Origin of the sequence: Aestuariimicrobium sp. G57 (assembly GCF_050110855.1) — a bacterium.
In the GTDB taxonomy this organism is placed as follows: Bacteria; Actinomycetota; Actinomycetes; order Propionibacteriales; family Propionibacteriaceae; genus Aestuariimicrobium.
This window is the reverse complement of sequence record NZ_JBNINW010000004.1, coordinates 276,618-303,109: the sequence shown is the minus strand read 5'-3', so window position 1 is coordinate 303,109 and position 26,492 is coordinate 276,618. Positions and strand designations below refer to the sequence as shown.

The following is a 26,492-nucleotide window of genomic DNA, read 5'->3' as shown; positions in this document are numbered from 1 at the left end:
AGAACTGCGCCCGGGGATCAGGCCCAGGCCTCGACCAACCGCTCGTACGCCGCGATCGCCTCGGCCGGTGCCCCATCGGCGGCGACCCGGCCGTCATCGATCACCAGCACCCGGTCGAAGTCGGCCAGCACATCGAGGTCGTGGGTGACCATCACCACCTGCTGCTCGAGGCCCGCGACCAGCCGCATCACGGCCCGGCGGTTGCGCAGGTCGAGCAGCGTGGTGGGCTCGTCCATGACCAACACCGAGGGGTTGGTGATCAGCACTGCCGCGATCGCCAACAACTGCTTCTGGCCCCCCGACAGCAGGTGGGCCGGGTGGTCGCGGTGGGCGTCCAACCGGTATTTGACAAGGGTTTCGTCGAGCAGTCGGTCGCGTTCGGCGGCGGGTAGTTTGAGTGGACGAAGCGAGAACGCCAGGTCTTCGACGACCGTCGGCATCACGATCTGCAGGTCGGGGTCCTGGAAGACGAAGCCAACCTTGCGCCGCACGCCCTTGAGGTCGCGGCGGGTGTCGAGGCCATCGACCAGCACCCGCCCCTCGGTGGGTGCGACCAGGCCGTTCAGCAGCCGGGCCAGCGTCGACTTGCCCGAGCCGTTGCCGCCGATGATGCCGATGCGGGGTTCGACCAGGCGCAGGCTCACGCCCCGCAGCACGTCACGCTGCGGGTAGCTGAAGCTGACCTGGTCGAGCTCGATCACTCAGGCGGTCACGCGGCGCGGGGCGATCAACGGGTAGGCCTTCTTGACGGTCACGATCACCGCGGCGGCGACGACCGTCTTGACCAGGTCTCCGGGCAGGTAGATCACCCATGACCACCAGCCCCGCGAGAGCGTCAGCCCGCTGTTGGCGATCAGCCAGGGTTGGCCGATGGCATAGAGCACGAGCGAGCCACCGATGAAGCAGGCGATGAACGCCCAGACGTAGTTCAGGCGCTTCCACCAGGCCTCGACCAGCAGGCCGGTGACCAGGGCGCCGAGGGGGTAGGCCCAGATGAACCCGCCGGTGGGGCCGAGCAGCATGCCGAAGCCGCCCAGCCCGCCCACGAGCACCGGCGCGCCGACGGCGACGAGCAGCACGAACAGGGCCATCGAGGCGAACCCCCGCTTGGCGCCGATGATGCCACCGGCCAGCATCACGCCGAGCGTCTGGGTGGTGAACGGCGCCGGCAGCAGCGGCAGCTGGATGCGCGGGGCCAGCCCCAGCACCACCATCAGCGCGGTGAACAGGGCGACCAGGGCGAGGTCTTTGGCACGCATCATCGGGGCCTTTCGTGGACGATCAGGTTCGTGGACGATCAGGGCGGGGCAGCTCGTATTGCACCACACTTTTTGAACAGTGTTCAACTCGGACGTCGCGCAGCGTCGACACGCTCATCATCAACACCGCGTGCCTCGAGCGCCTCCCCCAGCCCATCGGCCATGCGCAGCGTGCGGATCACCAGTGGCGCCAGGTAGCTGAACCCCGGTCGCACGCCCCGCGCGTCATGGGCCTCGCGCACGCGCGCCGATTCCTCAGCAATGACCGGCACGAACCGGAACACCAGCGCGATCATCAGCCCGATGCGCTCCGGGCGCACGCCGAACCTGCGCAGCGGGCCGGCGGTCCATTCGACGGCGTCGATGATCTGGCCCTGGGTGGTGGTCCAGGTGATCATGCTGGCGAGCACGATCACCACCAGCACGCGCACCCCCACTACCCAGGCTGTGGGCCAGTCACCGAGCAGCCCCTGCAACACCACCACCAGCGCCACCATCGCGAGCACGGCGCGTGCGGTGCGCCACACCACCCGGGCACGGATGCCTGCGACCACCACCAGCCCGAGCACCACGCCCAGGGCCACGAGCAGCACGCGCAGGTCGTCCACGAAGAAGGCCGCCGTGCCGCAGGCCAGCATGACCAGCAGTTTCACGCCGGCCGGGCAGCGGTGCACGAGGCTGTGGCCGGGCTGGTAGAGGGTCATCATGGCGGTGTCGTTGCCAGCGCGGCGAGCCCGGCGCCGAGCAGTTGCAGGGCGCGGTCGAGGCGGGCGGGGTCGGCGCCGTCCGTGGTGGCGTCCGGGTTGAACTGGGCGTACTGGCGGCGTTGCTCGTCGTCGAGGGCGTGGCCGAGCACCAGGTGCAGGGTGCCGTGGGCCAGGGCCTGGGCATCGTCCGTATCGACGCCGAGCCGTTCGAGCCGGGCAGCAAGCCCGGTGGCCGGCGATTCGTCGACCGGGCGCATCGCCAGCGCGGCGCTGACCAGCTCGGCGCCCGAGCGGTGCCGTCGCAGCAGCGCGTACAGCCGGGCACCGAAGTCGCGGACGACCTGGCTGGGGTCGGCATCGGGGTCAACGGCAGGGCCGCCGGCCGGTTCGAGGTCAGCCAGCACCACATCGGCCAGCTCGACCAGCAGCGTCTGCTTGTTGGCGACGTGGTAGTAGAGCGCGCCCGGCTGCACGCCGAGGTCGGCGGCGAGGCGGCGCATGCTCAGGTCGGCGAGCCCGTAGCTATCGAGGATCTCGAGGGCTGCGGCGAGCACCTCGGTCTTCGTCAGCGGCATGGGGCCAGAGTACCGGCAGCTGAACACCGTTCAACAATGCCTTGGGTGGGCTCAGCCCGCCCGTCGGCACACGATGGCCCGGACGCCCTCACCGGTCGGGGCCAGCACGATCGTCGCGCTGGCCGGGCCCTTGGGTTTCAGCTGGCGCCGCAGGGCCGCCGGGTCGACATCGAGCAGGCCGCCGCGACCCCGTTTCTTGATCTCGAGGGTGCCCACGCCATGCTCTCGCACCCAGGCCTTCAACCGTCTGGGGCTGGCCTCGAGCACCTCGAGCACCTCGAAGCTGGTGACGAACGGGCTGGTCAGGTCGACATTGCCGGAGTAGTAGCCCGCGGTCGGGTCGAGTTGGACCAGGTCATCGCCCAGCAGCCCCACCAGCCCGGCCCTGCTCACCGCGGGGTCGGGCTCGTGCAGCCAGGATCCGAGCGGGCCGAACGGCACGGCGCGTGGCTGCCCCGACAGTGTGTGCACGGTGCCGGCGCGGTCGATGACGACCGCTTCCACCCCTGGGAACGCAACGCCGGGCGGCCCGCCCCACAGCGTGGTCTCGACGGCATCACCGCCGTGGCTGACGTGGCTCGTCGGCACCTGCGGCAGCATGCTGCGGTCGATGCCGGGGCCCAGCTTCACCACGGCCGGGCGACCCGCCGCCAGCACGTCGAGCACGAAGTCCCACGGGGGGCTCAGGTCTTCGACGCGCCAGGTGCGTCCGCGGTCGGTGCGCCGGGCGGGGTCGAGCAGCACGGCCGTCGTGGGGCTGGACGAGTGCAGGTGCGCCGCGGCCCAGTCGATGGCGTCGGCCACGACGACCTCGGCCGTCCCTGGGCCGGCCTGCCCATTCGCGACGGCAAGGTTGTGCCGGGCAAACTCGGCGACCTCGGCGTCGCGCTCGATCGTCACGACGTCAAGACCGGCGTCGAGGGCTGCCATCGCGTCGGCACCGATGCCGCAACCCAGGTCGACCACCCTCGTGATACCCGCCGCCACGAGCCGGGCGAAGCGCCACCGCGAGACCTCGGGGCGCGTGGCCTGTTCGAGCCCGTCGGCGGTGAACAGCATGTCGGCGGCGCGGTCGCCTAACTTGGCCCGCGCGCGGCGGCGCAGCGCTTCCTGGTGCAGGGCCGCGGTGGCCAGTTCGGAACTGAACTGCGCCCGCAGCCGGGTTGCGGCCTGCACGGAGCCCGGGTCGTCCTGGGCGGCGGCCAGCGCCAACGCCTGCTGGCCGGTGCTGTCGGTGAGCAGCGCGCTCACCCCAGCACGCTCACGTCCCAGCCCACCGGGCGACCGTCGCGGTAGGGCAGCACCGCATGGAACTGCGGCACCGCCTCGTCGAAGACCAGCGGCACGAAGTGCCTGTCGCCCTCCCACATCGGCAGCCGCGGCAGGTCGTCGATGCGTTCCCACGTGAGCACGCCCTCGTCGTTACCTGCAGGGGGTTCGCCCGTGAACTCGTCCACCACGAAGATGAACCCGAAGTGGTCGGACCCGTCGCGGCCGAACCCCGGCCACGAGACGGTGCCACGCAGCCGCAGCGAGACCGCCTCGAGCCCAGCCTCTTCACACAGTTCGCGCCGGATGCAGGCCACGACGTCTTCGTCACGCTCGACCTTGCCGCCCAGGCCGTTGTATTTGCCGTGCTGCTCGTCGCGGGCGCGCGCGACCCGGTGGCACATCAGCACCCGCTCACCATCGGGGTGCCGGACGAACGCGAGCGTCGTCAGGATCGGGGTGATCATCGCGTCTGGCGGCGCTGGCGCAGGCGTTCCAGTTCGCGGCGCTCGGCATCGGTGAGGCTGTGCATGCCCTGGGCGCCGATCTTGTCGAGCAGTTCATCGATGCGGGCGGCGTCATTGCTGCGCTGCTGCTGCTCGCGGCTGGCCTTGGCCTGCTTGACCCGGGCACCGACCCCGGCCTTCTGGCGTGAGCCGGCGGCGCGGCGTCCGGGGATCCAGGCGTAGTCGGTGAGCAGCCCCTGCGAGCGGGCCAGCACCGCCACCAGCACGATCGAGATGACCAGCGTGACCAGGCCACCCACGGCCCGGAACATGACCAGCTGCAACACCTGCACGGCCACCAGCACCACCCCGATGACCCACGCGGGGATGCCGAAGAAGAACGGCCGTCGGGGGTACTCGGCGATCCACAGCAGCAGCACCAACAGTTGCAGGTAGCCCATGCCGAGCAGCGCCCCGCCGCCCAGCACGAAGCCGATGCCGAACGAGACCAGCGACAGCACCAGCCACATGCCGCCATAGAGCCAGGCCATGCGGTTGCGGCCGATCTGGCCCTCGAGGTCGCGGCCGAAATACCACAGGATGGCCAGGGACAGCACCGACCAGAGCGAGATGCGGTCGAACCACGGCCAGGTGAAGAACCGCCAGACCTCGCCGCGCATGATCGCGGCGGGGTCGAGCACCGCGACGTTCAGCAGCTGCGGCATGAAGGCCGAGACGACCACGCCGATGGCGCCGAGGGCCGCCACGAACACTGTGGAGGTGACGTCCACGCGTCCGACCTTGAACCAACCCTCTGGGGCGCCGTAGCTGCCGTAGCTGTAGATGCTCACGCGTCCAAGCGTACCGACGTCACCGACAAGGCCCCTGGGCAGACGTCAGCACAGGATCGTCAGACCAGGATCGTGCTGACCGGCAGCCCCGAATTGGCCGAAATGCCCAGCGAGCTCGGACGACCGCCCGCCTTGATGACCTGGACCCCGAGGGCGGCGATCATCGCCCCATTGTCGGTGCACAGCGCAGGCCGGGGACGACGCAGCTCGATGCCGGCGGCAGCGGTGCGTTCCTCGAGCAGGGCGCGCAGCCGGGAGTTGGCGGCCACTCCCCCGCCGATGAGCATGTGCGTGACGCCGTGGTGGGTGGCGGCGTCGACGGCCTTGGCGGTGAGCACATCGGCCACCGCCTCTTGGAACGAGGCCGCGACGTCGTTGACGGGCACGTCGAGTCCGTCACGCTGGCGGGCCTCGACCCAGCGCGAGACGGCCGTCTTGAGGCCCGAGAACGAGAAGTCGAAGCGGTGCTTCTCGAGGTCGTGCCTGGCGGTCAATCCGCGCGGGAACCGGATGGCGCTCGGGTCACCGAGCTGGGCAGCCTTGTCGATCACCGGGCCGCCCGGGTAGGGCAGACCGAGCACGCGGGCCACCTTGTCATAGGCCTCGCCAGCAGCGTCGTCGATGGTCGAGCCGATCTCGGTGATCTTCGTGGCGATGTCGTCGACGAGCAGCAGCGAGGTGTGCCCACCCGAGACCAGCAGCGCGACGCACGGGGTGGGCAGGTCGCCGTGGTCGAGCAGGTCGACGGCGACGTGTCCGGCCAGGTGGTTGACGCCGTACAGCGGCTTGTTCAGGTAGGCGGCCAGGGCCTTGGCGCTGGCAACACCGACGACGAGCGCACCCATCAGCCCGGGGCCCGCGGTGACGGCGATGCCGTCCAGGTCGGCCAGGTCGACGCCGGCATTTTCGCAGGCCCGCTGCAGGGTCGGCACCATCGCCTCGAGGTGTGCCCGCGAGGCGACCTCGGGCACCACGCCGCCGAAGCGCACGTGCTGGTCGACGGACGACGCGACCTCGTGGGCGAGCAATTCGGTGCCGCGGACGATGCCGACCCCCGTCTCGTCGCAGGACGATTCAATGCCGAGCACGAGGGGTTCAGACACGGTGGGCTCCTTCACGGTCGCTGGCGTGGTTCGGGGCGTTGAGCGCGACCTGCATGACGACCGCATGCAGCCCGGTGCCGTAGTAGTCACGGCGGGTGTCGATGGACGAGAAGCCGAGCCCCTCGTACAGCCGCAGGGCGGCCAGGTTGTCGTGGCGCACCTCGAGCAGCATCCGCTCGGCACCGCGTTCGGACGCCCACAGGCGACCAGCCTCGACCAACTGGCGGGCCAGTCCCAGCCCGCGGTGGGTGGGGTCGACCATGACGCGCAGCAGTTCGGCGGTCTCGAAGACGGACGAGAAGGTGGCGGCGGCCATGATGTCGCGGTCGCGCTGCACGAGCACGAGCCGGCCGGTGCTGGGCTGCGCGGCCGCGTCGAGTTCCTCATGCCACAGCTGCTGGCTCCAGCGTTCGCCGGGGGCGAAGCAGCGGGCGTCGAGGGCCGCCAGCGCCGCGGCGTCGTCCATGGTGGCCCGGGCGGGCATCACGGGGCTTCGCCCTTCAGTCGTCCGAGGCGGCTGGTGCGCTTGCGGCGCGGCGACAGGCTGGTGGGCAGCAGCGTCGACTTGCGCCGGGTCGGCTCGGTCGCGTCGGGCTTGCGCAGGTAGAGCGGCTCGATGCCGGCGTCGGGCAGCTGGGCCCAGTCGGTGGCGAGCACACCGGCGTCGAGGTGGGCGGGGCCCACGACCGGACGAGGCGTGAGCGCGGCGCCGGGGCCCGTGACGGGCAGGTCAGGAAGTGCGTCGGGGTCGGTGACGAACGGGCCGTCGACACGGGCGCCGGCGGCATCGTGGCGGGCCCAGTAGACCTGTTTGCGGCGGGCGTCGATGACGCTGGTGAAGCCACCGGCGAGCGCGTCGTCCTCAGGTGTGGTGAGCACGGCCTGGCGCGCGATGACGTCGAGGCTGCAGACGCCGTGCAGCGGCTGGCCCGCGAGCGCGGCGAGGGTGTGGGCGGTGACGATGCCGACGCGCAGGCCCGTGAAGGGGCCGGGACCGACGCCGACGACGAATTCGCCCAGGTCGGCCACCGCGATGCCGGCGTCGGCGCACAGCTGGGTCACGAGCGGAATCAGCGCCTCGGTGTGGGCGCGGGTGTCGTCGACATGTGCCTCGGCGACGAGCTGGCCGTCGAGGGCGATTGCGGCGCAGACGGTGGTGGAGGTGTCGATGGCGAGCGTCCAGCGGGGTTCAGCCATGGGTGTGCTCCAGGGTAGTGGCGGGCCAGGTGAGGCTGGTGCGCAGGGCGATGTCGTTCCAGCGGGGGCCCTCGCCCCAGACCAGCACGGTGCGGGTCTCGTCGTCGGGGTCACCGGAGCGCTGGATCTGCACGTGCAGCGCGGAATCGCTGAGGCTCTCAACCAGCCCCTCGCCCCATTCGACGACGGTGACAGCACCGGCGAGGGTTTCGTCCAGGTCGAGATCGTCGACCTCGGCGGCCGAGGCCAGTCGGTAGGCGTCGACGTGCACGAGGTCGGGGCCGTCGTGGCGGGAATGGTGCACGCGGCTGATGACGAAGGTGGGCGAGATCACCGCACCGTCGACGTCGAGGCCGCGGGCCAGGCCCTGGGTGAAGGTGGTTTTGCCGGCGCCGAGTTCGCCCGAGGCGATCAGCAGGTCACCGGCGCGCAGGATCGGCGCGATGGCCTCGCCGAGGTGCTGCATCGCCGGGCCATCAGGCACCTCGAGGCGCACGGGCAGTTCACGGCGCATGATCCAGCCCAGGGGGTGCTCGCGCTCGGCGTGGAAGCCATGGGATTCCCACATGCGACGGTTGCCGGGAAACTCTCTGCGGGCGAGCAGTTCGACCACGGTGGCGCCCATTTCGGTGGCCACCAGCACCCCGGCGCGGATGATGGCAGCCCCCAGCCCCAGGTGACGGAACTCGGTCACGACGCTGACACGGTTGATGGTGACCAGGTGCTCGCCGTCGAGCTGGTCGACCACTGCGGTGACCTGCAGCGAGGCGGCGGGGGTGCCGTCGACCTCGGCGAGCAGCACCTCTCCCCCGGCGTCGATGACGGCGATGACGTCGTCGACGGTGTCGGACAGGGCGGCCGCGGGCGGGTCGACCGGGGGCCTGGCGGCGAAGGCTGCCTGCACCACACCCAGCACCGCGGCGGCGTCGTCGGGTTCTGCGAGCCGGATGGTGATGGCGGCGGCTTCGGGCGTTTTGGTCACGATCGACCAGTGTACGCCGCTGGCGCGGTGGCGAAGTTTCGTGCAGGCAAACGGGGATTCGGGCTGCTGCGGGGCGGGAATCGCCGTGTGGTGGCACAGAACTTCTCGTGCAGGTTCAAGGACGAGCGCCGGGCTGGTGAAGGGCCGCGCTGGTGCCTCGTCCGGGGCCCGTTTGCCGGCCCCACGGGAACCCTGCCGCCTGGTGGGAACTTTGCCGTGCGGCGCCGGTGGGCAAAGTTCCCGCCGGCAGGCAGACTCGCCGTCGGGCGGCAAAGCCCGCCGCCAGCCCCGGATCTTGCAGAACTGGCACCGGTGGCGCTTGTGCACCCGCTTCGGGCGATTCCGGGTGCGAACCTGGCGCTGGTGCCACGTGTGCAAGTTCGTGGACGAGCGGAGGCTGGTGAAGGGCCGCGCCGGTGCCTCGTCCGCGCCCGGAACCATCTTGCTCGGCCCGGCCCCGGGGTGCCAGCCCGGCCGGATCTTGCAGAAGTGGCACCGGTGGCGCTTGTGCACCCGCTTCGGGCGATTCCGGTGGCGAACGTGGCACTGGTGCCACATGTGCAAGTTCGAGGACGACCGGAGGCGAGTGAGGGCCGCGCTGGTGCCTCGTCCGCGCCCCACGTTTGCCGCCCCGCGGGAACCCTGCCGCCCGGCGGGAACTTTGCCCCGCGGCGCCGGTGAGCAAAGTTCCCGCCGACAGGCAAACTCCACTCTCACCCATCCGCCCGGGCGTGCATCAACCGCCGCAGCACCAGGAACCTCACCACCGTCGCCATCGCATTCGCGCCCGTCAACACCACCAGCTCGACCCAGCGCGGCGAGCCCGCGCCCCAGGTGTGCAGCAGCCCCAGCGACCCACTGGTCAGCCCCAGCCCGATGCCGAAGGCGCCCAGTCCGCCGAGGTGGTCGGTGACCAGCCTGTCCCGGCCCCGCACGCCGAAGGTCAGCGCCCGGTTCGCGGCGGTGTTGGCGACGGCAGTGACCACCAGCGCCACGAAGTTCGCCGCTTGTGCCCCCATGCCCTGGCGCAGCAGCCAATAAAGCAGCGCATACGCGATCGTGCTCGCCACCCCCACCCCCGCGAACCGGACGACCTGGCCGACCATGCCCCGGGGCACCCCGGGGACAGGAGCAGCCATCGGCCGGCGGGCCAGCGCCTCGTCCCGCAGCCGCCACAGCGGGATCGCCCCGGTGGCGAAGCCCCTTGCCAGGCGGGCCATGCCGCGCAGGTCCTCGGCGGCGGTGGCCACGATGTTGACGCTCGACTGCGGGTCGTCGACCCAGTCCACCGGCACCTCGTGAATGCGCAGCCCCGCCCGCTGCGCCAGCACCAACATCTCGGTGTCGAAGAACCAGTTGTTGTCTTCGCACAGCGGCAGCAGGCCGCGCGCCACGTCAGAGCGCACCGCCTTGAACCCGCACTGGGCATCCGAGAACCCGACCCCCAGGCTGGTGCGCAGCAACAGGTTGTAGCACCGCGAGATGAACTCGCGCTTGGCGCCGCGCACGACCCGGCTGCCGCGACTGAGCCGGGTGCCGATGGCCACGTCGGAATGCCCGCTGACCAGCGGGGCCACCAGCGGCAGCAGGGCCCGCAGGTCGGTGGACAGGTCGACGTCCATGTAGGCGAGCACCGCCGAACCGGACTGTGCCCAGACCTGCTTGAGGGCGCGCCCGCGACCCTTCTGCTCGAGGCGCACCCAGCGCACGCCGGGCAGCTGGCGACTGAGTCGGTCGGCAATGACAGGGGTGTCGTCGGTGCTGGCGTTGTCGGCGATGGTGATCTGGTGGCTGTACGGGAATTCCCGGGCGAGGAAGTCGACCAGCCGGGTGACCGACGCCTCGAGGTCGCGTTGTTCGTTGTAGACCGGGATCACAATGTCGACCAGCGCGGTGGCGGTGTGGTCGGCGGCGGCGACCCGGGTCGTGAGTTCGGTGTCAGTCATCGCGGCCACCCCCTACTTCGCCTGCGTCAGGTCATGGACGGTCGTCGAGCCGATGGTCTGGGCCGTGAAGTTCTGCTGCACCCAGGCCGCGATCTCGCCGGCGGCGTTCGAGCCGCCGTTCTGGCCGCCGAAGCCGCCGCCACCCAGGAAGTAGTGGATGCGGCCCTCGGCGACGTACTGCTGGAACTGCGCGAGCGTCGGCGACGGGTCAGAGCCGTTGAACCCGCCGATCGCCATCACCGGTTGCCCTGAGGCCAGCTGGTAGCTGGCGGCGTTCTGCGCCCCGACGCTGGCCGCCGCCCACGTGTAGTTGCCCGCATCGGCCTGCAGCGCGGCGACCAGTTCGGCGGACACGTTGGCGCCGTTGAGCAGCCCGTTCATGCCGCCACCGGGGTTGCCGAACCCCGTGCGCCCGTCGCCGGTGGGCGGTTGGCCGGTCATGCCGGGGGGCTGCTGGTTGGGCAGGTTCTGCGTGTTGGGCAGGGTCTGCGGACGACCACCGCCGGGGACTCCACGCCCTGCTGCGGGGCCCCCACCCATGCGCCCTGCCGAGCCACCAAGGTTCGTGACCGGGCCGGCTGTCACGATCGAGCCCGTGTGCGGCGTTGCCGCCGTGTTCACCGCATAGGACGCCGGCCCCGCCAGTGCAGCCGCGGCCGCCACACCCAGTACGGCCCCCGCGGCAGCCAGTCGGCGCAACTGCTGACCCACCACCAGCAGCACCACCGCCACGACGCCACCCAGCACCGCTGCGGCATGGCCGATGGTCTCGTAGACCCCGCCGGCCTGGCTCGACAGCACCCAACCCCACACCGCCGTGACCGCCACCGCGACCGCCATGGTCAGCCGGGCCGCGACCAGTCGCCGCGCCGACCACACCACGGCGAACCCGATCGCCGCCGTCGCCCCGATCGCCGGTGCCAGCGCCACGGTGTAGTAGTCGTGGTAGATGCCCTGCATGAACGAGAACACCAGCGCGGTGACCACCAGCCAGCCGCCGAAGATGACCAGGCCGCCCCGTTCGGCCATGGCCGCCCGGACGAGGCTGGGGTCGCGCTGAGCGGTGACGGGCTGAGCGGTGGCGAGCTGAGCGGCCGCGCGCTGGCCTCGTCCGGCAAGCACCAGACCACCGATCAGCACGACCAGCGCCGCGGGAATCAGCCACGAGACCATGCCGCCCGAGACCCCCTCGAACATGCGCAACACGCTGGTGGTGCCCCAGCCCCCGCCCTGGCCGCCGCCCCCGACCGAACCGACCTGCTCGCCGGTGATGCGGCCGAGGCCGTTGTAACCGAAGACCAGCTCGAGCAGGGAGTTGTTCTGTGAGCCGCCGATGTAGGGACGCCACGAAGCGGGCACGAGTTCGACGATGGCGACATACCAGCCGAGTGCGGCGAGCATGGCGCCGAACGCTGCCAACAGGTGGGTGAGCTTGCGCTTGATGGTCGTCGGCGCGGCGATGGCGTAGGCGGCGACGAAGGCCGGCAGCACCACGAACGCCTGCAGCATCTTGGTGAGGAACCCGAAGCCGATGACGACACCGGCGGCGACGAGCCACTTCCACCCAGCCTTCTCGATGGCGCGCACGACGAAATAGGCGGCGAGGCATTCGAGGGCGACCAGCAGTGCATCGGGGTTGTTGAACCGGAACATCAGCGTCGCGACGGGGGTCAGGGCGAGCGCCAGCCCGGCGAACAGGCCCGCCCAGTGCGAGCGCTGGGTGACGCCGAGCCCCCGGTCGAGCACCCGGCGCACGGACAGGTAGGTGATGAACACCGCCGCGATCCCGAGCAGTGCCTGCGGGGCCAGGATCGACCACGACGACAGTCCGAACAGCCGCACCGACAGCCCCATCAACCACAGCGAGGCCGGGGGCTTGTCGACGGTGATGGCATTACCGGCATCGAGCGAGCCGAAGAATCACGCCTGCCACGACTGCGACCCGGCTTGCGCGGCGGCCGAATAGAACGAGTTGGCATAACCCGACTCGTTGAGGCCCCAGAGGTAGAGAACCGCAGTGGCCACCAACAGCGCAGCCACCGTGCCCCGGACGAGCCAGCGCCCCGGTGGCGCCGACGGTCTGGCGGGGGCCGCGGCTGGGGCGGGCGTGGCCGCCTGCTCGGTTGCCCCGGTGCCGTCGAATGACGACAACACTGTCTCGGGGATGTGGGCGGCACCGGAATCCCGGATGGCCTGGGGGTTGGCAGCAGAAGTCATGCCAACGAGGCTGTCGGGCCAGCCTTTGGCGATGGTGTGCAGCGCTTGTGAGCTGGCTGTGAGCCGGCTCAACGGCGCCGGTTGGCGAAGTTTCGTACAACGAAACCGCGGTTCCCGCCCCTCAGGGGCGAGAACCGCGGTGTGCCGGCACGAAACTTCGCTGGGTCAGCTGTGAGGGGCTCAGCCCTCGCGGTTCCAGCCGCCCGACTCGGCGATGCGCTCACGCTTGGGGCCCTTGTTGAACCGGCCGCCACCCTGGTGGCCGCCGCGGCCGCCACCCTGGTAACCGCCGCCACGACCGCCACGGTTGTAGCCGCCGCTGCGTCCGCCGCGGCCACCCTCGGGGCGGGGCTTGCGGGCCGCGGGACGAGGAGCCACCAGGGCCTTGAACTCGTCCTCGCTGATGGCCTCACCCGAGGGGGCGCCAGCACCGGTCAGGTCGTCCAGTGCCTTGTCATCGGGGTGAATGGCCATCGGGTCGACGTGCACACCGGTGCTGCCGATCATGCGCAGCACCTGCTTGCGCTGGTGCGGCAGGGCCATGGTGACGACGACGCCCTCTTCGCCGGCGCGGGCGGTGCGGCCCGAGCGGTGGGTGTAGTCCTTGCCGTTCATCGGCGGGTCGAGCTGCAGCACCAACGAGACCTCGTCGACGTGGATGCCGCGGGCAGCGACATCGGTCGCGACCAGCACGGGCAGCTGGCCTTCTTTGAAAGCCGTCAGAATGCGGGCGCGGGCGCCCTGGGTCAGCCCGCCGTGCAGCGCACCGGCCATGACTCCGGCCTCACGGAACTGGGCGGCGACACGGTCGGACCCCAGCTGGGTGCGGGCGAAGACCACGGTGCGGCCACCACGGCTGACGATGCGGGTGGCCACGGCCACCTTGTCGTGCGGCTTCACCACGAACACGTGGTGTGCCATCGTCGAGACCGAGCCCTTGTCGGAGTCGATCTCGTGCAGCGCCGGGTCGTTCATGTAGCGCTTGACGAGCTTGTTGACAGCCCCGTCGAGCGTCGCCGAGAAGAGCAGCTTCTGGCCGCCCTCGGCGACGGCGTCGAGCAGCGTGGTCACGGCCGGCATGAAGCCGAGGTCGGCCATGTGGTCGGCCTCGTCCAGCACGGTGATCTGCACATCGGACAGGTCGGCAGCGCCCTGCTCGAGCAGGTCGATCAGGCGTCCGGGGGTGGCGACGACGATGTCGACGCCCTTCTCGAAGGCCTTGAGCTGCGGGCCGTACGACATGCCACCGGCGACCAGCACCAGCTTCAGGTGCAGCGAGGCGGCCAGCGGCGAGAGCACGTCGGCAACCTGCAGCGCGAGTTCGCGGGTCGGCACCAGCACCAGCGCACGGGGGGTGCGCGGACGACCACCCTTGTGCTGGGTGGCGTCAGGATCCTGGGACAGGCGGGTGACCACAGGCAGGCTGAAGGCCAAGGTCTTGCCCGAGCCGGTGCGGGCGCGGCCCAGCACATCGCGGCCGGCCATCGCGTCGGGGATGGTGGCGACCTGGATCGGGAACGGGTCGATGATGTCGCGCGCCGTCAGGATCGCGACGATCTCGTCGGGCAGACCAAGGGTGCTGAAGCCGCCCTCGTGGTCGACGGTCGAGGTGTCGACCTCAACCTCGTCCTGGGCCCACTCCATGACGTCCTCGAAACGCTCCTCCTCGTTGCGGGGGCGTCCCCACGCACCGCGGTGGTGGTGGTCGGAATCGCTGTGGTGGCCCTGGTTGAACGGGCGCTTGTTGCGGCGCTCGCCGTCACGGTCGTCGCGGTTGAACCGGGGACGATCGTCGCGGTCGAAGCGGTCGCGGCGCGGACGGTCGTCACGGTCGAAGCGCGGACGGTCGTCACGGTTGCGGTCCTCGTAGCGGGGACGGTCGTCGCGCTCGAAGCGGGGACGGTCATCGCGGTTGCGGTCGTTGTAGCGGGGACGGTCGTCGCGCTCGGACCGGTCATTGCGCGGGCCACGATCGCCGAAGCTGTTGCGGCGTTCGCCGTAGCCACCACGACGGTCGTCACGGTTGGAGCGGTCGTCGCGGTTGAACCGGTCGTTGCGGTTGAACCGGTCGTCACGCGCACCCTGGCCGCGGTCGTCGCGGCGCGGACGATCGTCCCGCTCGAAACGGTCATTGCGCTCGAAACGGTCATTGCGCTCGAAGCGATCGGTGCGCTCGAAGCGGTCGCGGGCCGGGGTCTCGGCGCCGTTCACGCCCCAGGTGCGGTTCTCGCCACGCTGACCGCCGCCACGGCGGGGGGCAAGACCCTTGGCCTGGCGCTCGGCCGACGACCAGCGCTTCTTGGGGGTGCCATCGGCCTTGGTCGACTTCGGGCCACGCTTGGGGTAGCCGGACTTCTTCTTGGGGGCGTCGTAGGGCATGGTGAATCCTTCCCGCCGCATGGCGGACGGCTGCACGGGGCAGCGGCGAGGTCACCGACGGTGGTCGGCGACGCGATCAATTCGGCGGACTCGTCCGCCGTGCACGTCGCAGGGCCGCACACAGGTGTGACTGCGCATGCAGACGCGTGGTGTGCGGGGGCCTCAGTGCCAAGGGAATCCCGGCGCTGCCACAGTGAGCTCGCACGGCTGGGCCGTGCTGCGGTGTCGTGGACGCCGGCGGTGGTGGTGGGGCGAATTCGTCGCTGTCCCTCAAGCCCCTCGCAGACCTCGGCCTGCGGGAGTTCCCTGCAACTGATTCGCATCGCCAACGGAAGTTTCCGTTGTACGGGCGGGCATCTGACCCGCGGCGTCCTACTCTACCTGCCGGGCGCCCGGATCGTGAAATCGAGCACACTCGGACGGGGATCCGTGGGCATCAGGGATCAATCCGGCACCGTCTGAGGTACCGGATCGACCAGAGATGACGACCAGCTGAGCTACAGCGCCGTGATCAGCGGCTGCGGCGTCGCCGACTGCGCTGCTGCATGGATCGCCTCGCGGTAGTGGCCCATCAGCTGGTTGCACAACGCCGGCCAGGTGCGGTCCTTGACGGTCTCGCGACAGGCAAGCGAGAACGCGGCGCGCTTGGCATCGTCCCCGATCAGGTCGGCCACGTGCGAGCGCAGCTCGTCGAGGTTGCCCGGCTCGTACAACCAGCCGGTGTGCGAGGGCGAGACCAGGTCGATCGGCCCGCCGCGCCGCGGAGCCACTACCGGCACGCCCGAGGCCTGCGCCTCCTGGATCGTCTGGCCGAAGGTCTCGAGTTCGCCGGTGTGCACGAACACGTCGAAGCTGGCCAATGAGATGGCGAGGTCCTCGCCCGACTTGGGGCCGGTGAAGATCGCTCCCGGAATGGTCTGCTTCAGCTGGTCGAGCAGGGGTCCCCCGCCGATGATCACCAGCTTCGTGTTCGGCAGGTCGGCGAGCACCCGCAGGTCCTGCACGCCCTTCTCGGGGGCCAGCCGGCCCATGTAGCCGACGATGCGTTCGCCGTTGGGCGCCCATTCCCTGCGCAGCTGCTCAGAGCGCTTGTCGGGGTGGAATCGTTCCGAGTCGACCCCGCGCGCCCAGATGCCCACCCGCGGGATGCCCTGTGAGACCAGCTGGCTGCGGGCAAAAGTCGAGGGCGCGAAGTTCAGGGTGGCCAGCGAGTGCGCCAGCCGCAGCCGGCGCCAGAACACCGGCTCGAGGTGCGGCGCGCCATAGCGCGAGGCATAGGTGGCCACCTCGGTCTGGTAGATGCCCACACTCGGCAGGCCCAGATGGGCTGCCGCCAGCGCACCCTTGTAACCCATCAGGAACGGCGCCGCCAGGTGCACCACATCAGGCCCGTGGTCGTCCAGGATCTTGGCCATGGTGAACGTGGTGGTGCCCACCACCCGCACGTCGGCATAGCCGGGCAGGCCCACCGAGGGCTGCGGGATCACCGGGAAGCCCGCGTACTGCTTCGGCGTCTTGCCGGGGTCATTGGGGGCGACGACGAACGCGTCGTGACCGGTCGCCCGCAGGTGTTCCAGAATGCGCAGCACCGAGTTGGTCACACCGTTCACCTGGGGCAGGAATGACTCCGCGACGATGGCAACACGCATGTCGGGCAGTCTAACCCCGCCATTCCCGCGTCCTGCCGGAAATGTCCACGCCACGCAGGTGAACGTTCGGTGACGCGGTCGCCGCGGGGCTCGTGGGTTTCAGCCGACCGCGACCTCGTCCACGGCCCGTGCGATCGCGCGGTGCAGGGGCGCATAGTGCTGGACGACGGCTGCCCGGTAGGCCTCGACGTCTGCGGCGCGCACCGCATCGAGCATGGCGCCGTGCGCATCGACGGTCGAGTCCATGTCTTCGGGCGGGGTGATGCCCAGCTGCGGCACGACGATGGTGTGCACCTCCCACAGCGCGGCGACCAGCTGCTGCATCAGCAGGCTGCCGCCGAGCTCGAGCAGGGTGGTGTGGAACTCCCTGTCCTCCTGCATGAACCCCTCGCCTCGGGCGTTCTGGTCACGCATGCGGGCCACGAGGACGTCCAGCCGCGCCTCGCGCTCGGGGTCGTCCTGACGCCCGTGAGCCGCAATCAGCTGGTCGGCCACCAACATGTCGATGCCCTCACGCAGGTCAACCACATCGCGCAGGCTCGAGAAGCTGCCGCCGGGGTTCATCAGGCTGCGAAAGACCAGACCGTTGACGAAGGGCGCCAGCGACACCCCACCCACCGTGGTGCCCACCCCGTGGCGCACCTCAACGATGTCGAGCGAGACCAGGGTGCGGATCGCCTCGCGCACCGACGAACGCGATACCCCGAGCGAGTCGCAGAGCTCGGCCTCGGTGGGCAGGGGGTCGCCCGGCTGCAATCCCTCGTCAAGGATGTACTGCTTGATCGCCTCAGTCGCCGACATGCCGGCGCTGGGCCGGGTCTTCGCGATGCGCGCAAGCCCGGTGAGCGAATGCGATGGATGCGCGCTCGGGGTCATGTGTTGCCTCCGTCACTGTGATGGCACCGCCCTGGTGACACATCGTTTCGAAACCGTGTCGCCCGTCACCGGCGCACCGTTCCGTGTCCGAATCGTGACGTTCGCGACACGGGGTGCGCACTTGACCAGCGGCGGGGTCGAACCTAGAGTCATCCTAACGCACATCAGACGTCTGACGTCGGATGTCAGTTGGAAGCTCCACCGGGAGCGACCAGCACCCCGCGGCCCCCGGCCGCACGGACTCATTTCGCAAAGGAGCCTTACATGCAGTCCCACCCCCAGGAGCCGCGCTCGCGGCGGGCATTCTTCTCGCTGACGGCCTCGGTCGGTGCGGCCGCCGGCCTTGTTGCCACGCTGTCGGCCTGCGCGCCGGCCGGCACGGGCGGCACCACGAACACCACCGCCGCCAGTGGCGCGGGCTCGGCCAGTGCCGACGGCAAGATCCTGGCCGCCATCAGCTATGAGCTCGGTACCAACGGGTACGACCCGATGACGACCAGCGCGGCCGTCACCATCGCTGCGAACTGGCACACCATGGAGGGCCTGACCGAGCTGGACCCGGTCACCAAGAAGGGTTACGCAGCACTGGCGAAGGAACTGCCCAAGGCCGACGGCACCACCGTCGACGTGGCCCTGCGCGACGGCGCCACCTTCCACGACGGCAGCAAGGTCACCGCTGACGACGTCGTCTACTCCTTCGAGCGCGTGCTCGACAAGGCCAACGCGTCGCTGTACTCGCAGTTCATCCCGTTCGTCGACAAGGTCACCAAGAAGGACGAGACCACCGTCACGTTCACGCTGAAGCACCCGACGGGCCTGTTCGCCGACCGTCTGGCCGTGGTGAAGATCGTGCCCAAGGCCGCCGTCGAGAAGGACAAGAAGGCCTTCGACGCGAACCCCATCGGCACCGGCGCCTACAAGATGACCGACTCGGGCGCAGTGAGCAAGAAGGTCGTCTTCGAGCGCTTCGATGCCTACAACGGCCCGAAGCCGGCCAAGGCCAAGTCGATGGAATGGCAGATCATTCCCGACGCCGCGACCCGCACCAACGCGATCCAGTCCAAGAGCGTCCAGGTCATCGACTCGGTGCCCTACCTGTCGATCGAGCAGCTCAAGGCCAGCGCCACCGTCGAGTCGGTGCAGGGCTTCGGCCTGCTGTTCGCCATGTTCAACAACGGCGCGAACAACCCGTTCAACAACGTCAAGAACCGCCAGGCGTTCCTGTACGCGATCGACATGAACAAGGTCATCGCCACCGGTCTGCTGGGCCAGGGCGAGGCCGCGACCTCGTTCCTGCAGACGTCGCACCCGCAGTACCAGAAGGCCTCGACCGTCTATGCACTCGACGCCGAGAAGGCCAAGAGCCTGTTCGCCGAGACGGGGCTGAAGAAGTTCCGCCTGCTGTGCACCAACCACGACTGGGTGCAGAAGGTGACCCCGATCATCCAGGAATCACTTACTGCCGTCGGTGTCGAGGTCGAGTTCGAGCAGAAGCAGTCAGCCGACGTCTACAACACCATCGACAGCAACCCGAACGCGTTCGACGTCGTGATCGCCCCCGGCGACCCAACCGTGTTCGGCAACGACCCCGACCTGTTGATGCGCTGGTGGTACGCGGGTGACACCTGGACCGAGAAGCGCATGCACTGGAAGGGCACGCCTTCGTACACCAAGGTGCAGGAACTGCTCAAGAAGGGCCTCGAGGCCACCGACGAGGGCACGCAGAAGAGCACCTGGGGCGAGCTGTTCAACCTGCTCTCCGAAGAGGTGCCGCTCTACCCGCTGTTCCATCGCAAGGCCCCCACGGCCTGGGACCCCAACACGCTGGTCGACTTCAAGCCGATCGCCGTGACCTTCGCCTTCGTGGGCGTCGGCTCGACCAAGTGACCAGCTCGTCCACCTGAACCGTCGGTAGTCACCGACCCTGAACCCCGGGCGGCCCGCGCGATGCGGTCGCGGGCCGCCCGGACCCCGTGTGACGTGTGAGCGTCACAGCGAAGAAGAACCGCACACGAGGGAAACAACGAAGGAGTTGTCCTGTGTCGAACCTGCTCCGCCTGATCGGACGGCGGTTGATCGCCTTTCCCATCATGGTGCTGGGCGTCACCCTGCTGGTCTTCGTGGTGATGTCGTTCTCCCCCGCCGACCCGGCCCAGCTGGCCCTCGGTGAGTCCGCCTCGACCGAGGCGCTGGAGAAGTACCGCGAGGAACACGGGCTGAATGACCCGTTGCTGGTCCGCTACGCCTCCTTCCTCGCCGGGCTCGTGCGCGGCGACCTGGGCACCACCACCGGCAACACCCCCGTCTCGGATGTGGTCGCCAAGGCCTTCCCCATCACCTTGCAGCTCACCTTCCTGGGCCTGGCCATCGCCGTGGTGATCGCACTGGTGCTCGGTGTGCTGGCCGCGCTGTTCCGTGACCGCTGGGTCGACCAGGTCATCCGCGTCTTCTCGATCGCGTCGCTGGCCATGCCGTCGTTCTGGCTCGCCATCCTGCTCATCCAGTGGCTGGGCACCGTCCCCGGCGGCTGGGGCGTCTTCCCGGCGCTCATCCTCGACTGGGTGCCGCTCAGCGAGAACGCCGCCGTCTATGCCAACAACGTGACCCTGCCCGCCGTCGCCCTGGCCGTACCCGTCGCCGGCTCGCTGACCCGCGTCGTGCGAACGTCCATGGTCGAAGAACTCGACAAGGACTATGTGCGCACCGCGATCGGCTCCGGCATCCCCTACCCGACCGTCGTCGCCCGCAACGTGCTGCGCAATGCCCTGATCACCCCGATCACCGTGCTGGGCCTGCGCGTCGGCTACCTGATGGGTGGCGCCGCCATCATCGAGATCATCTTCAACATCCAGGCCATGGGCCAGCTCATCCTCGACGGGGTGATGCGCAATGACGTCTTCCTGGTGCAGGGCGTCACCCTGACCGTGGCCATCGCCTTCATCATCGTCAACATCGTCGTCGACCTGCTGTACGTGCTGGTCAACCCCCGGATCAGGAGCATCTGATGCGTCCGAAGCTGACCTCACGCCTCACGTCCGTGCAGGGTGCCCGCCTGGGTGGCCTGCGCCGCCTGCCGCTGACCTCGAAGATCGCGGTCGCGTTCCTGGTCGTGCTGGTGCTGGCCGCCGTGTTCGCGCCGCTGCTGGCCCCGTTCAACCCGCTCGCCACCGGCTTGTCGACCGACCCCAGCATCGTCGGCCAGCTGCCGGCCGGTGAGATCCTGAGCCCGGCGGTCGCGCCCAATGGCACGTTCTGGTTCGGCACCGACGCCACCGGCCGCGACATCTTCTCGCGCGTGCTCTTCGGCGCCCGCTCGTCGCTGGTCATCGGCCTGGGCGCCACGCTGGCGGCACTCATCGCATCGTCAATCCTGGGCGCCATCGTGTCCACCGGCCCCAAGTGGGTCTCAGAGGTCCTGATGCGCATCCTCGACATCATCATGGCCTTCCCCGGCATCGCGCTCGCGGTGGTCTTCATCGCCGTCTTCGGCACCTCGGTGCCCGTGATCATCGGCGCCATCGCGTTCCTGTACACCCCGCAGCTCACCCGCGTGATCCGGGCCAACATCCTGTCCCAGTTCGGCGAGGACTACGTCTCGGCCTCGAAGGTGATGGGCGCCTCGACCACGTGGATCCTGATCAAGCATGTGGCCCGCAACTGCGCGGCCCCCATCCTCGTCTTCGCCACCGTGCTGGTCGCCGACGCCATCGTGTTCGAGGCATCGCTGTCGTTCATCAACGCCGGCGTGAAGCCGCCGAACCCGTCGTGGGGCAACATCCTGGCCGAGGGCAAGCAGTTGCTGATCACCGGTTCGTGGTGGCCGACGTTCTTCCCCGGCCTGATGATCCTGCTCACGGTGCTCTCGCTGAACATCCTGTCCGAGGGCATGACCGACACCCTGGCCAGCCCCGCACCGCGCAAGAAGGTCAACGTCGAGGCCGACGAGAAGGCCATGCTGCGCGCCGAGGCCGCCAAGGACGAGGCCGAGACCCCGGCCGAGGAACAGGTGCTTGGCGTCACCGACCGCGAGACCGCCACCGCGCTGCTCAACGAGTCGCTCACCAGGCTCAGCGTGGCCGAGCGCCAGCGCACCGACCGGCTCGTGCTGGCCAACCCCGACGCGCCCACCCTGCTCGAGGTCAAGAACCTGCGCATCGCCTTTCCCGAGGCCCACGGCGAGGTCGACATCGTCGATGACGTCTCGTTCAGCGTCCGCGAGGGCGAGACCATGGGCCTGGTCGGCGAGTCGGGCTGCGGCAAGTCGATCACCTCGATGGCCGTGATGGGCCTGCTCGGCCCCAAGGCCGACGTGCGCGGCGAGGTGCTGTTCCAGGGACGAGACCTGCTCAAGCTCAACAACCAGGACCGCAATGCCCTGCGCGGCCACGAGATGGCGATGATCTACCAGGACGCGCTCAGCTCACTGAACCCGTCAATGCTGATCCGCACCCAGATGCAGCAACTGATCAGGCGTGGCGGCACCCGCAGCGCCGAAGACCTGCTCGAGATGGTGGGCCTCGACCCGAAGCGCATGCTCGCGTCCTACCCCCACGAGCTCTCGGGGGGCCAGCGCCAGCGCGTGCTGATCGCCATGGCGCTGACCCGCGACCCCAAGCTGGTCATGGCCGATGAGCCCACCACCGCACTCGACGTGACGGTGCAGCAGCAGGTGGTCGACCTGCTCAACCGCCTACGCGAAGAGCTCGGGTTCGCCATGGTCTTCGTGAGCCACGACCTGGCCCTGGTGGCCCAGCTGGCCCATCGCATCACCGTGATGTACGCCGGCCAGGTCGTCGAACAGGCCACCACCCGCGAACTGCTCACCGACCCCCGCCACGAGTACACCCGCGGCCTGCTCGGCTCGGTGCTCTCGATCGAGGGCGGCGCCGCCCGCCTGCACCAGGTGCCCGGCACCGTGCCCTCGCCGCGCGAGTTCGTGAGCGGTGACCGGTTCGCGCCGCGGTCGTCCACCCCGGGCCTGGGCCATGACATCCGTCCGAAGATGATCACGCTCGACGGCACCACGCATTCCGTGGCCACCACCCAGGCCACCGTCCCGGCAGGAGCAGACCAGTGAGCACCAGCACGGCAACCACCACCGCACCGGCCACAACCGCCGAGACCCCGGTGATCGACCTGCGCGACGTGCACGTGGTGCATCGGCTGCGCACCGGCAAGCTGTTCCGCCCCGACCGCATCCGTGCCGTCGACGGCGTCGACTTCACCGCCGCACGCGGCGAGGTCGTCGGCATCGTGGGCGAGTCGGGCTGCGGCAAGACCACCCTGGCCCGCGTCATGGTCGGCCTGCAGCCGGTCACCCAGGGCGATGTGCTGTTCCACGGCAAGAAGCTCGGGTCGGGCCGCAAGGCCAGGCGCACGCTGGGCCGGTCGGTCTCGGTCGTCTTCCAGGACCCCGCCACCGCCCTGAACCCGCGCATGGTCGTCCGCGACCAGCTGATCGACCCGCTGCGCGTGCACGGCATCGGCACCCCGGACGAACGCCTCGAGAAGGTCAAGCGCCTGCTTCACCTGGTCGGCCTGCCCCAGTCGGCGCTCGACGTGCTGCCCCGCCAGATCTCGGGCGGCCAGCGCCAGCGCGTCGCCATCGCCCGGGCGCTCGTGCTCGACCCCGACATCATCGTGGCCGACGAGCCGACCTCGGCCCTCGACGTGTCGGTGCGCGCCCAGGTGCTGAACCTGTTGGCCGACCTGAAGTCAGAACTCGGGTTGGGGCTGGTGTTCATCTCGCATGACATCAACACGGTGCGCTATGTCAGCGATCGCATCGCGGTGATGAAGGCCGGCAAGGTCGTCGAGACCGGGGCCGCCGAGCAGGTGTTCAACAGCCCCGCCAACGACTACACCCGCACGCTGCTGGCCGCGACGCCGTCGCTGCTGTGACGCCTGTGCTTCTCTGAATCCACCCCTGCCTGTCCCACCCAATTCGTCCACGAAAGAAGAACCATGACCCTCAAGGGTGTCGTCCCCCCTGTCATCACGCCGCTCACCGAGTCTGGCGAGGTCGACCTGCCGAGCCTGGAACGCCTTGTCACCCGCATGATCGAGGCCGGCGTCGACGGCCTGTTCGCGCTGGGCTCGAGCGGTGAGGTCGCGTACTTCGACGACGCCCGCCGCCGGCAGGTGCTCGAGGCCGTCGTGGGCATCTCGGCGGGCCAGGTGCCGGTGCTTGCCGGGGCCATCGACATGCAGACCGACCGGGTGCTGCAGCATGCGCGTGTGGCCGAGCAGGTCGGTGTGCAGGGGCTGGTGGCGACCGCGCCGTTCTATGCGATCACGGGACCGGAGGAGATTGAGAACCACTTCCGGCTGATTGCCGCGGGCTGTGACCTGCCGCTGTGGGCCTATGACCTGCCGGTCTGCGTGCATGTGAAGCTGGACACCGGGATGCTGGTGCGCCTGGGCAGCGAAGGCGTGCTGGTGGGTGTGAAGGACTCCTCGGGTGATGACGTGTCGTTCCGGCGGCTGGTGATGCAGAACAAGGCCGCCGGTTCACCCCTGTCGCTGCTGACCGGCCATGAGGTCGTCGTCGACGGGTCGTACCTGGCCGGCGGCGACGGCGTCGTCCCGGGTCTTGGCAACGTCGACCCGCACGGCTACGTGCGGCTGCACCGCGCCGCGGTCGCGGGCGACTGGGTGACGGTGCAGGCCGAGCAGCAGCGCCTGGCCGACCTGTTCGAGATCGTGTTCACCCCCGTGGGCAAGGTCGGGCCGGCAGCTGGTGTGGGCGCGTTCAAGACGGCGCTGCGAGAGCTGGGCATCATCTCCACCAATGAGATGTCGCGCCCCATGACTGCCATAACCGGCGAGGCTGTGCAGCGTATCCGCCAGATTCTCGACCAGACAGGGCTGCTCTGACCATGACCCACGTGCTCGCGCTCGACCTCGGAGGCACCAAGACCACGGCGGCGCTCGTGCGCCTTGGCGGTGTCGGCGGGGTCAGTGGCGAGGACGACGCGCGCGCCGAGGTGCTCGACGGCGTATCGGCGCCCACCCCGGCGATGCAGGGCGCGGCAGCAATCGTGGCCAATGCGGTCGCGGTGATGGCGGCGGTGGCCGCGCGCGGTGGGGCGGCGGGGCTCGATGCCCCGGTCGCGGTCGGGCTGGCATCGGCCGGGGTGATCGACCCCGTCGACGGCCGGGTCACCCACGCCACCGACTCGCTGCGCGGCTGGGCCGGCACCGACCTGGTCGGACCGTTCAGGCAGCACTTCGGACTGCCGGTCGCTGCGTTGAACGATGTGCATGCCCACGGGCTGGGCGAGGCCGTCTTCGGGGCCGGACGTGGCCACGCCAGCGTGCTGCTGGTGGCGGTCGGCACGGGTATTGGGGGATGCCACGTGCTCGAGGGGGCCCCGGTGATCGGTGCGCATTTCGCGGCCGGCCACCTGGGCCACCTCGCGAGCCCCGAGGCCGGTGACCTGCTGTGTTCGTGCGGGCGCCGGGGGCATCTGGAGGGGTTGGCATCGGGGCCGGGAATCCATGCCCAGTTCGTGGCCCGTGGCGGTGCCGCGGCCGACACCCGCGAGGTCTCGTCCATGGCTGCTGGGGGCGACGCGGTGGCGGCGGCGGTCGTACGTGAGGCCGGGTTCGCCACCGGACGCGTGATCGGCGGGCTGCTGAACACCATCGACCCCGACGTGGTGGTGCTCACGGGCGGCGTGAGCGAGATTGGGCCGCTGTGGTCAGACGCTGTCGCCGACGGCGTGCGCCATGATGCCATGGACGCTGTCGCCACCACCCCCGTCGTGCCCGCGGCTGCCGGGGTCGAGGCGGCGCTGCTGGGCGCGGCGCACTGGGCACTGGTGTCGTGACGCCGGATTCGCCCTCAGAGACTGGTTTCCCATTCCTCACGAAAGGTTCTGCCCATGACCACACCCCGCCAGCATCCCCTGCTCGCCCCGCTCGAGGGCACCCTGGTCGTCTCGTGCCAGGCCTATCCCGGTGAGCCGATGCGCCACCCCGAGACCATGGCGCAGGTCGCCCAGGCAGTCGTGATCGGCGGTGCGAGCGCGGTGCGGGCGCAGGGGCTGGATGACATCCGCGCCGTCAAGGCTGTGGTGGACGTGCCGGTGATCGGCATCTGGAAGGACGGCAAGGAGGGGGTCTTCATCACCCCGACGCTGAACCATGCCGTGGCCGTGGCTGACGCCGGTGCCGACATCATCGCGCTCGACGGCACGCTGCGGGCGCGGCCGGATGGGTTGAGCTTCGCCGAGACGCTGAGGCGGTTGCGCGAGCACACCGATGCGCCGGTGATGGCCGACTGTGACTCGTTCGATGCGGCGATGGCCGCGGCCGAAGCGGGCGCCGAGATCATCGGGACGACCTTGTCGGGTTACACCGGGGCGCGTCCGAAGACCGACGGCCCCGACCTGGAGCTGCTGTCAGCGCTGGTCGAGGCGCTGCCGGAGCACGTGGTAATGGCCGAGGGGCGGGTGCACACGGTGCAGCAGGCGGCGGCGGCACGGGCCACGGGGGCGTTCGCGGTGGTGGTCGGCACGGCGATCACGCACCCGAGCTCGATCACGGGCTGGTTCCGCGACGCGGTGGTCGTCTGAGCGGCTGGGGTCGGCCCAGCGGTGGGGTTCGGCCACTGCCCGGGTCCAATCCACCACAGCTCCAATCCACCACAGCAGCGTGCATCGACCGGGGCAAATGTGGACTGAATCGGCGGTTTGGGGCCGGTCGATGCACATTACTGTGGCAGCGGCATACCGACCCCCACCAGCACCATGGTTCCGAGGGCCGCTGCTGTCGGCGCCCGCACCGGAAGTTGCACTTGTGACATGGGTGCCGCGTCGGCAGCCCGTCGGACCGAAATCGCGTGTCGTCGTGACGCTGGTGTCACTTCTGCAGGTGTGGGCAGCCAGGCGCGCCTCGTCGCTGGCCGCGTGCGCTCCGGGTAGCCGTCATCCACGCGGTCGGTAGCGCAGCCCCCGTGCCATTCACCACGCTCCCCCTGCAGAGCACCACGCTCCCTCTGCGGAGCACCACGCTCCCCATCAGCGCATGACG

24 protein-coding genes are annotated in these 26,492 nt (G+C 69.8%); 7 read left to right on the top strand and 17 right to left on the bottom strand.

Features of this window, described 5'->3' with window-relative positions:
* Nucleotides 1-17: 17 nt before the first annotated feature.
* From ACQCX5_RS11400 to ACQCX5_RS11320, 17 genes are all read right to left on the bottom strand, one after another.
* Nucleotides 18-701 carry an energy-coupling factor ABC transporter ATP-binding protein gene (locus tag ACQCX5_RS11400; RefSeq protein WP_434542148.1) on the bottom strand — a complete coding sequence of 228 codons (684 nt, stop codon included), beginning with the start codon at nucleotides 699-701 and terminating at the stop codon, nucleotides 18-20.
* Entirely contained in the window at nucleotides 702-1,262 is a 561-nt protein-coding gene (locus ACQCX5_RS11395; protein ID WP_434542147.1) for a biotin transporter BioY, read from the bottom strand.
* Between the two features lie 80 nt (nucleotides 1,263-1,342).
* Entirely contained in the window at nucleotides 1,343-1,966 is a 624-nt protein-coding gene (locus ACQCX5_RS11390; protein ID WP_434542146.1) for an energy-coupling factor transporter transmembrane component T family protein, read from the bottom strand.
* Nucleotides 1,963-2,541 carry a TetR/AcrR family transcriptional regulator gene (locus ACQCX5_RS11385; RefSeq protein ID WP_434542145.1) on the bottom strand — a complete coding sequence of 193 codons (579 nt, stop codon included), beginning with the start codon at nucleotides 2,539-2,541 and terminating at the stop codon, nucleotides 1,963-1,965. The genes ACQCX5_RS11390 and ACQCX5_RS11385 overlap by 4 nt, the downstream gene beginning before the upstream one ends.
* 51 nt (nucleotides 2,542-2,592) lie before the next feature.
* Nucleotides 2,593-3,792 carry a THUMP-like domain-containing protein gene (locus tag ACQCX5_RS11380; RefSeq protein ID WP_434542144.1) on the bottom strand — a complete coding sequence of 400 codons (1,200 nt, stop codon included), beginning with the start codon at nucleotides 3,790-3,792 and terminating at the stop codon, nucleotides 2,593-2,595.
* Complete coding sequence (locus ACQCX5_RS11375; protein WP_434542143.1) at nucleotides 3,789-4,277, bottom strand: NUDIX hydrolase; 489 nt, start codon at nucleotides 4,275-4,277, stop codon at nucleotides 3,789-3,791. Before ACQCX5_RS11375 ends, ACQCX5_RS11380 begins: the two co-directional genes overlap by 4 nt.
* Nucleotides 4,274-5,107 (bottom strand): rhomboid family intramembrane serine protease, encoded by an 834-nt coding sequence (locus tag ACQCX5_RS11370; RefSeq protein WP_434542142.1) that lies wholly within the window; start codon nucleotides 5,105-5,107, stop codon nucleotides 4,274-4,276. Before ACQCX5_RS11370 ends, ACQCX5_RS11375 begins: the two co-directional genes overlap by 4 nt.
* Nucleotides 5,108-5,166: 59 nt before the next feature.
* On the bottom strand, nucleotides 5,167-6,210 hold the full coding sequence (tsaD, locus tag ACQCX5_RS11365; protein WP_434542141.1) for a tRNA (adenosine(37)-N6)-threonylcarbamoyltransferase complex transferase subunit TsaD: 1,044 nt from the start codon (nucleotides 6,208-6,210) through the stop codon (nucleotides 5,167-5,169).
* Nucleotides 6,203-6,694: a GNAT family N-acetyltransferase gene (locus ACQCX5_RS11360; RefSeq protein ID WP_434542140.1), complete on the bottom strand. Its 492-nt coding sequence runs from the start codon at nucleotides 6,692-6,694 to the stop codon at nucleotides 6,203-6,205. The genes tsaD and ACQCX5_RS11360 overlap by 8 nt, the downstream gene beginning before the upstream one ends.
* Entirely contained in the window at nucleotides 6,694-7,407 is a 714-nt protein-coding gene (gene tsaB / locus ACQCX5_RS11355) for a tRNA (adenosine(37)-N6)-threonylcarbamoyltransferase complex dimerization subunit type 1 TsaB (protein ID WP_434542139.1), read from the bottom strand. Before tsaB ends, ACQCX5_RS11360 begins: the two co-directional genes overlap by 1 nt.
* Nucleotides 7,400-8,389, bottom strand: coding sequence for a tRNA (adenosine(37)-N6)-threonylcarbamoyltransferase complex ATPase subunit type 1 TsaE (gene tsaE, locus ACQCX5_RS11350; protein ID WP_434542138.1), 990 nt, complete (start codon nucleotides 8,387-8,389; stop codon nucleotides 7,400-7,402). Before tsaE ends, tsaB begins: the two co-directional genes overlap by 8 nt.
* Before the next feature lie 713 nt (nucleotides 8,390-9,102).
* Entirely contained in the window at nucleotides 9,103-10,335 is a 1,233-nt protein-coding gene (locus ACQCX5_RS11345; RefSeq protein WP_434542137.1) for a glycosyltransferase, read from the bottom strand.
* Between the two features lie 12 nt (nucleotides 10,336-10,347).
* Entirely contained in the window at nucleotides 10,348-12,225 is a 1,878-nt protein-coding gene (locus ACQCX5_RS11340) for a glycosyltransferase family 39 protein (RefSeq protein ID WP_434542212.1), read from the bottom strand.
* A 30-nt stretch (nucleotides 12,226-12,255) separates the two neighbouring features.
* A complete protein-coding gene (locus tag ACQCX5_RS11335) occupies nucleotides 12,256-12,552 on the bottom strand; it encodes a hypothetical protein (RefSeq protein WP_434542136.1) in 297 nt (98 codons plus the stop codon).
* Between the two features lie 180 nt (nucleotides 12,553-12,732).
* Nucleotides 12,733-14,196 carry a DEAD/DEAH box helicase gene (locus tag ACQCX5_RS11330; protein WP_434542211.1) on the bottom strand — a complete coding sequence of 488 codons (1,464 nt, stop codon included), beginning with the start codon at nucleotides 14,194-14,196 and terminating at the stop codon, nucleotides 12,733-12,735.
* Between the two features lie 1,232 nt (nucleotides 14,197-15,428).
* Nucleotides 15,429-16,580, bottom strand: a complete 1,152-nt coding sequence (locus tag ACQCX5_RS11325) for a glycosyltransferase family 4 protein (protein ID WP_434542135.1) — start codon at nucleotides 16,578-16,580, stop codon at nucleotides 15,429-15,431.
* Nucleotides 16,581-16,679: 99 nt separating this feature from the next.
* Complete coding sequence (locus tag ACQCX5_RS11320) at nucleotides 16,680-17,456, bottom strand: FadR/GntR family transcriptional regulator (RefSeq protein ID WP_434542134.1); 777 nt, start codon at nucleotides 17,454-17,456, stop codon at nucleotides 16,680-16,682.
* Between the two features lie 264 nt (nucleotides 17,457-17,720).
* Here ACQCX5_RS11320 and ACQCX5_RS11315 point away from each other — a divergent pair, with 264 nt between their 5' ends.
* The 7 genes from ACQCX5_RS11315 (at nucleotide 17,721) to ACQCX5_RS11285 (ending at nucleotide 26,035) form a co-directional block, all read left to right on the top strand.
* On the top strand, nucleotides 17,721-19,343 hold the full coding sequence (locus ACQCX5_RS11315; RefSeq protein WP_434542133.1) for an ABC transporter substrate-binding protein: 1,623 nt from the start codon (nucleotides 17,721-17,723) through the stop codon (nucleotides 19,341-19,343).
* A 152-nt stretch (nucleotides 19,344-19,495) separates the two neighbouring features.
* Nucleotides 19,496-20,461 carry an ABC transporter permease gene (locus ACQCX5_RS11310; protein ID WP_434542132.1) on the top strand — a complete coding sequence of 322 codons (966 nt, stop codon included), beginning with the start codon at nucleotides 19,496-19,498 and terminating at the stop codon, nucleotides 20,459-20,461.
* Entirely contained in the window at nucleotides 20,461-22,533 is a 2,073-nt protein-coding gene (locus tag ACQCX5_RS11305) for a dipeptide/oligopeptide/nickel ABC transporter permease/ATP-binding protein (RefSeq protein WP_434542131.1), read from the top strand. The genes ACQCX5_RS11310 and ACQCX5_RS11305 overlap by 1 nt, the downstream gene beginning before the upstream one ends.
* Entirely contained in the window at nucleotides 22,530-23,357 is an 828-nt protein-coding gene (locus ACQCX5_RS11300; RefSeq protein WP_434542130.1) for an ABC transporter ATP-binding protein, read from the top strand. The genes ACQCX5_RS11305 and ACQCX5_RS11300 overlap by 4 nt, the downstream gene beginning before the upstream one ends.
* A 63-nt stretch (nucleotides 23,358-23,420) precedes the next feature.
* On the top strand, nucleotides 23,421-24,332 hold the full coding sequence (locus ACQCX5_RS11295; RefSeq protein WP_434542129.1) for a dihydrodipicolinate synthase family protein: 912 nt from the start codon (nucleotides 23,421-23,423) through the stop codon (nucleotides 24,330-24,332).
* A gap of 2 nt (nucleotides 24,333-24,334) precedes the next feature.
* Nucleotides 24,335-25,288, top strand: coding sequence for an ROK family protein (locus tag ACQCX5_RS11290; RefSeq protein WP_434542128.1), 954 nt, complete (start codon nucleotides 24,335-24,337; stop codon nucleotides 25,286-25,288).
* A 54-nt stretch (nucleotides 25,289-25,342) separates the two neighbouring features.
* Nucleotides 25,343-26,035, top strand: a complete 693-nt coding sequence (locus tag ACQCX5_RS11285; protein ID WP_434542127.1) for an N-acetylmannosamine-6-phosphate 2-epimerase — start codon at nucleotides 25,343-25,345, stop codon at nucleotides 26,033-26,035.
* The last annotated feature ends 457 nt before the right edge of the window (nucleotides 26,036-26,492 follow it).

Excerpts from the sequence above, each read along its gene's own strand:
- ACQCX5_RS11395 (WP_434542147.1), bottom strand. The coding sequence starts at position 1,262 with ATGATGCGTGCCAAAGACCTCGCCCTGGTCGCCCTGTTCACCGCGCTG.
- ACQCX5_RS11390 (WP_434542146.1), bottom strand. The coding sequence starts at position 1,966 with ATGATGACCCTCTACCAGCCCGGCCACAGCCTCGTGCACCGCTGCCCG.
- ACQCX5_RS11385 (WP_434542145.1), bottom strand. The coding sequence starts at position 2,541 with ATGCCGCTGACGAAGACCGAGGTGCTCGCCGCAGCCCTCGAGATCCTC.
- ACQCX5_RS11375 (WP_434542143.1), bottom strand. The coding sequence starts at position 4,277 with ATGATCACCCCGATCCTGACGACGCTCGCGTTCGTCCGGCACCCCGAT.
- ACQCX5_RS11360 (WP_434542140.1), bottom strand. The coding sequence starts at position 6,694 with ATGCCCGCCCGGGCCACCATGGACGACGCCGCGGCGCTGGCGGCCCTC.
- tsaB (WP_434542139.1), bottom strand. The coding sequence starts at position 7,407 with ATGGCTGAACCCCGCTGGACGCTCGCCATCGACACCTCCACCACCGTC.
- ACQCX5_RS11345 (WP_434542137.1), bottom strand. The coding sequence starts at position 10,335 with ATGACTGACACCGAACTCACGACCCGGGTCGCCGCCGCCGACCACACC.
- ACQCX5_RS11335 (WP_434542136.1), bottom strand. The coding sequence starts at position 12,552 with ATGACTTCTGCTGCCAACCCCCAGGCCATCCGGGATTCCGGTGCCGCC.
- ACQCX5_RS11330 (WP_434542211.1), bottom strand. The coding sequence starts at position 14,196 with ATGGAGTGGGCCCAGGACGAGGTTGAGGTCGACACCTCGACCGTCGAC.
- ACQCX5_RS11325 (WP_434542135.1), bottom strand. The coding sequence starts at position 16,580 with ATGCGTGTTGCCATCGTCGCGGAGTCATTCCTGCCCCAGGTGAACGGT.
- ACQCX5_RS11320 (WP_434542134.1), bottom strand. The coding sequence starts at position 17,456 with ATGACCCCGAGCGCGCATCCATCGCATTCGCTCACCGGGCTTGCGCGC.
- ACQCX5_RS11315 (WP_434542133.1), top strand. The coding sequence starts at position 17,721 with ATGCAGTCCCACCCCCAGGAGCCGCGCTCGCGGCGGGCATTCTTCTCG.
- ACQCX5_RS11305 (WP_434542131.1), top strand. The coding sequence starts at position 20,461 with ATGCGTCCGAAGCTGACCTCACGCCTCACGTCCGTGCAGGGTGCCCGC.
- ACQCX5_RS11295 (WP_434542129.1), top strand. The coding sequence starts at position 23,421 with ATGACCCTCAAGGGTGTCGTCCCCCCTGTCATCACGCCGCTCACCGAG.
- ACQCX5_RS11290 (WP_434542128.1), top strand. The coding sequence starts at position 24,335 with ATGACCCACGTGCTCGCGCTCGACCTCGGAGGCACCAAGACCACGGCG.
- ACQCX5_RS11285 (WP_434542127.1), top strand. The coding sequence starts at position 25,343 with ATGACCACACCCCGCCAGCATCCCCTGCTCGCCCCGCTCGAGGGCACC.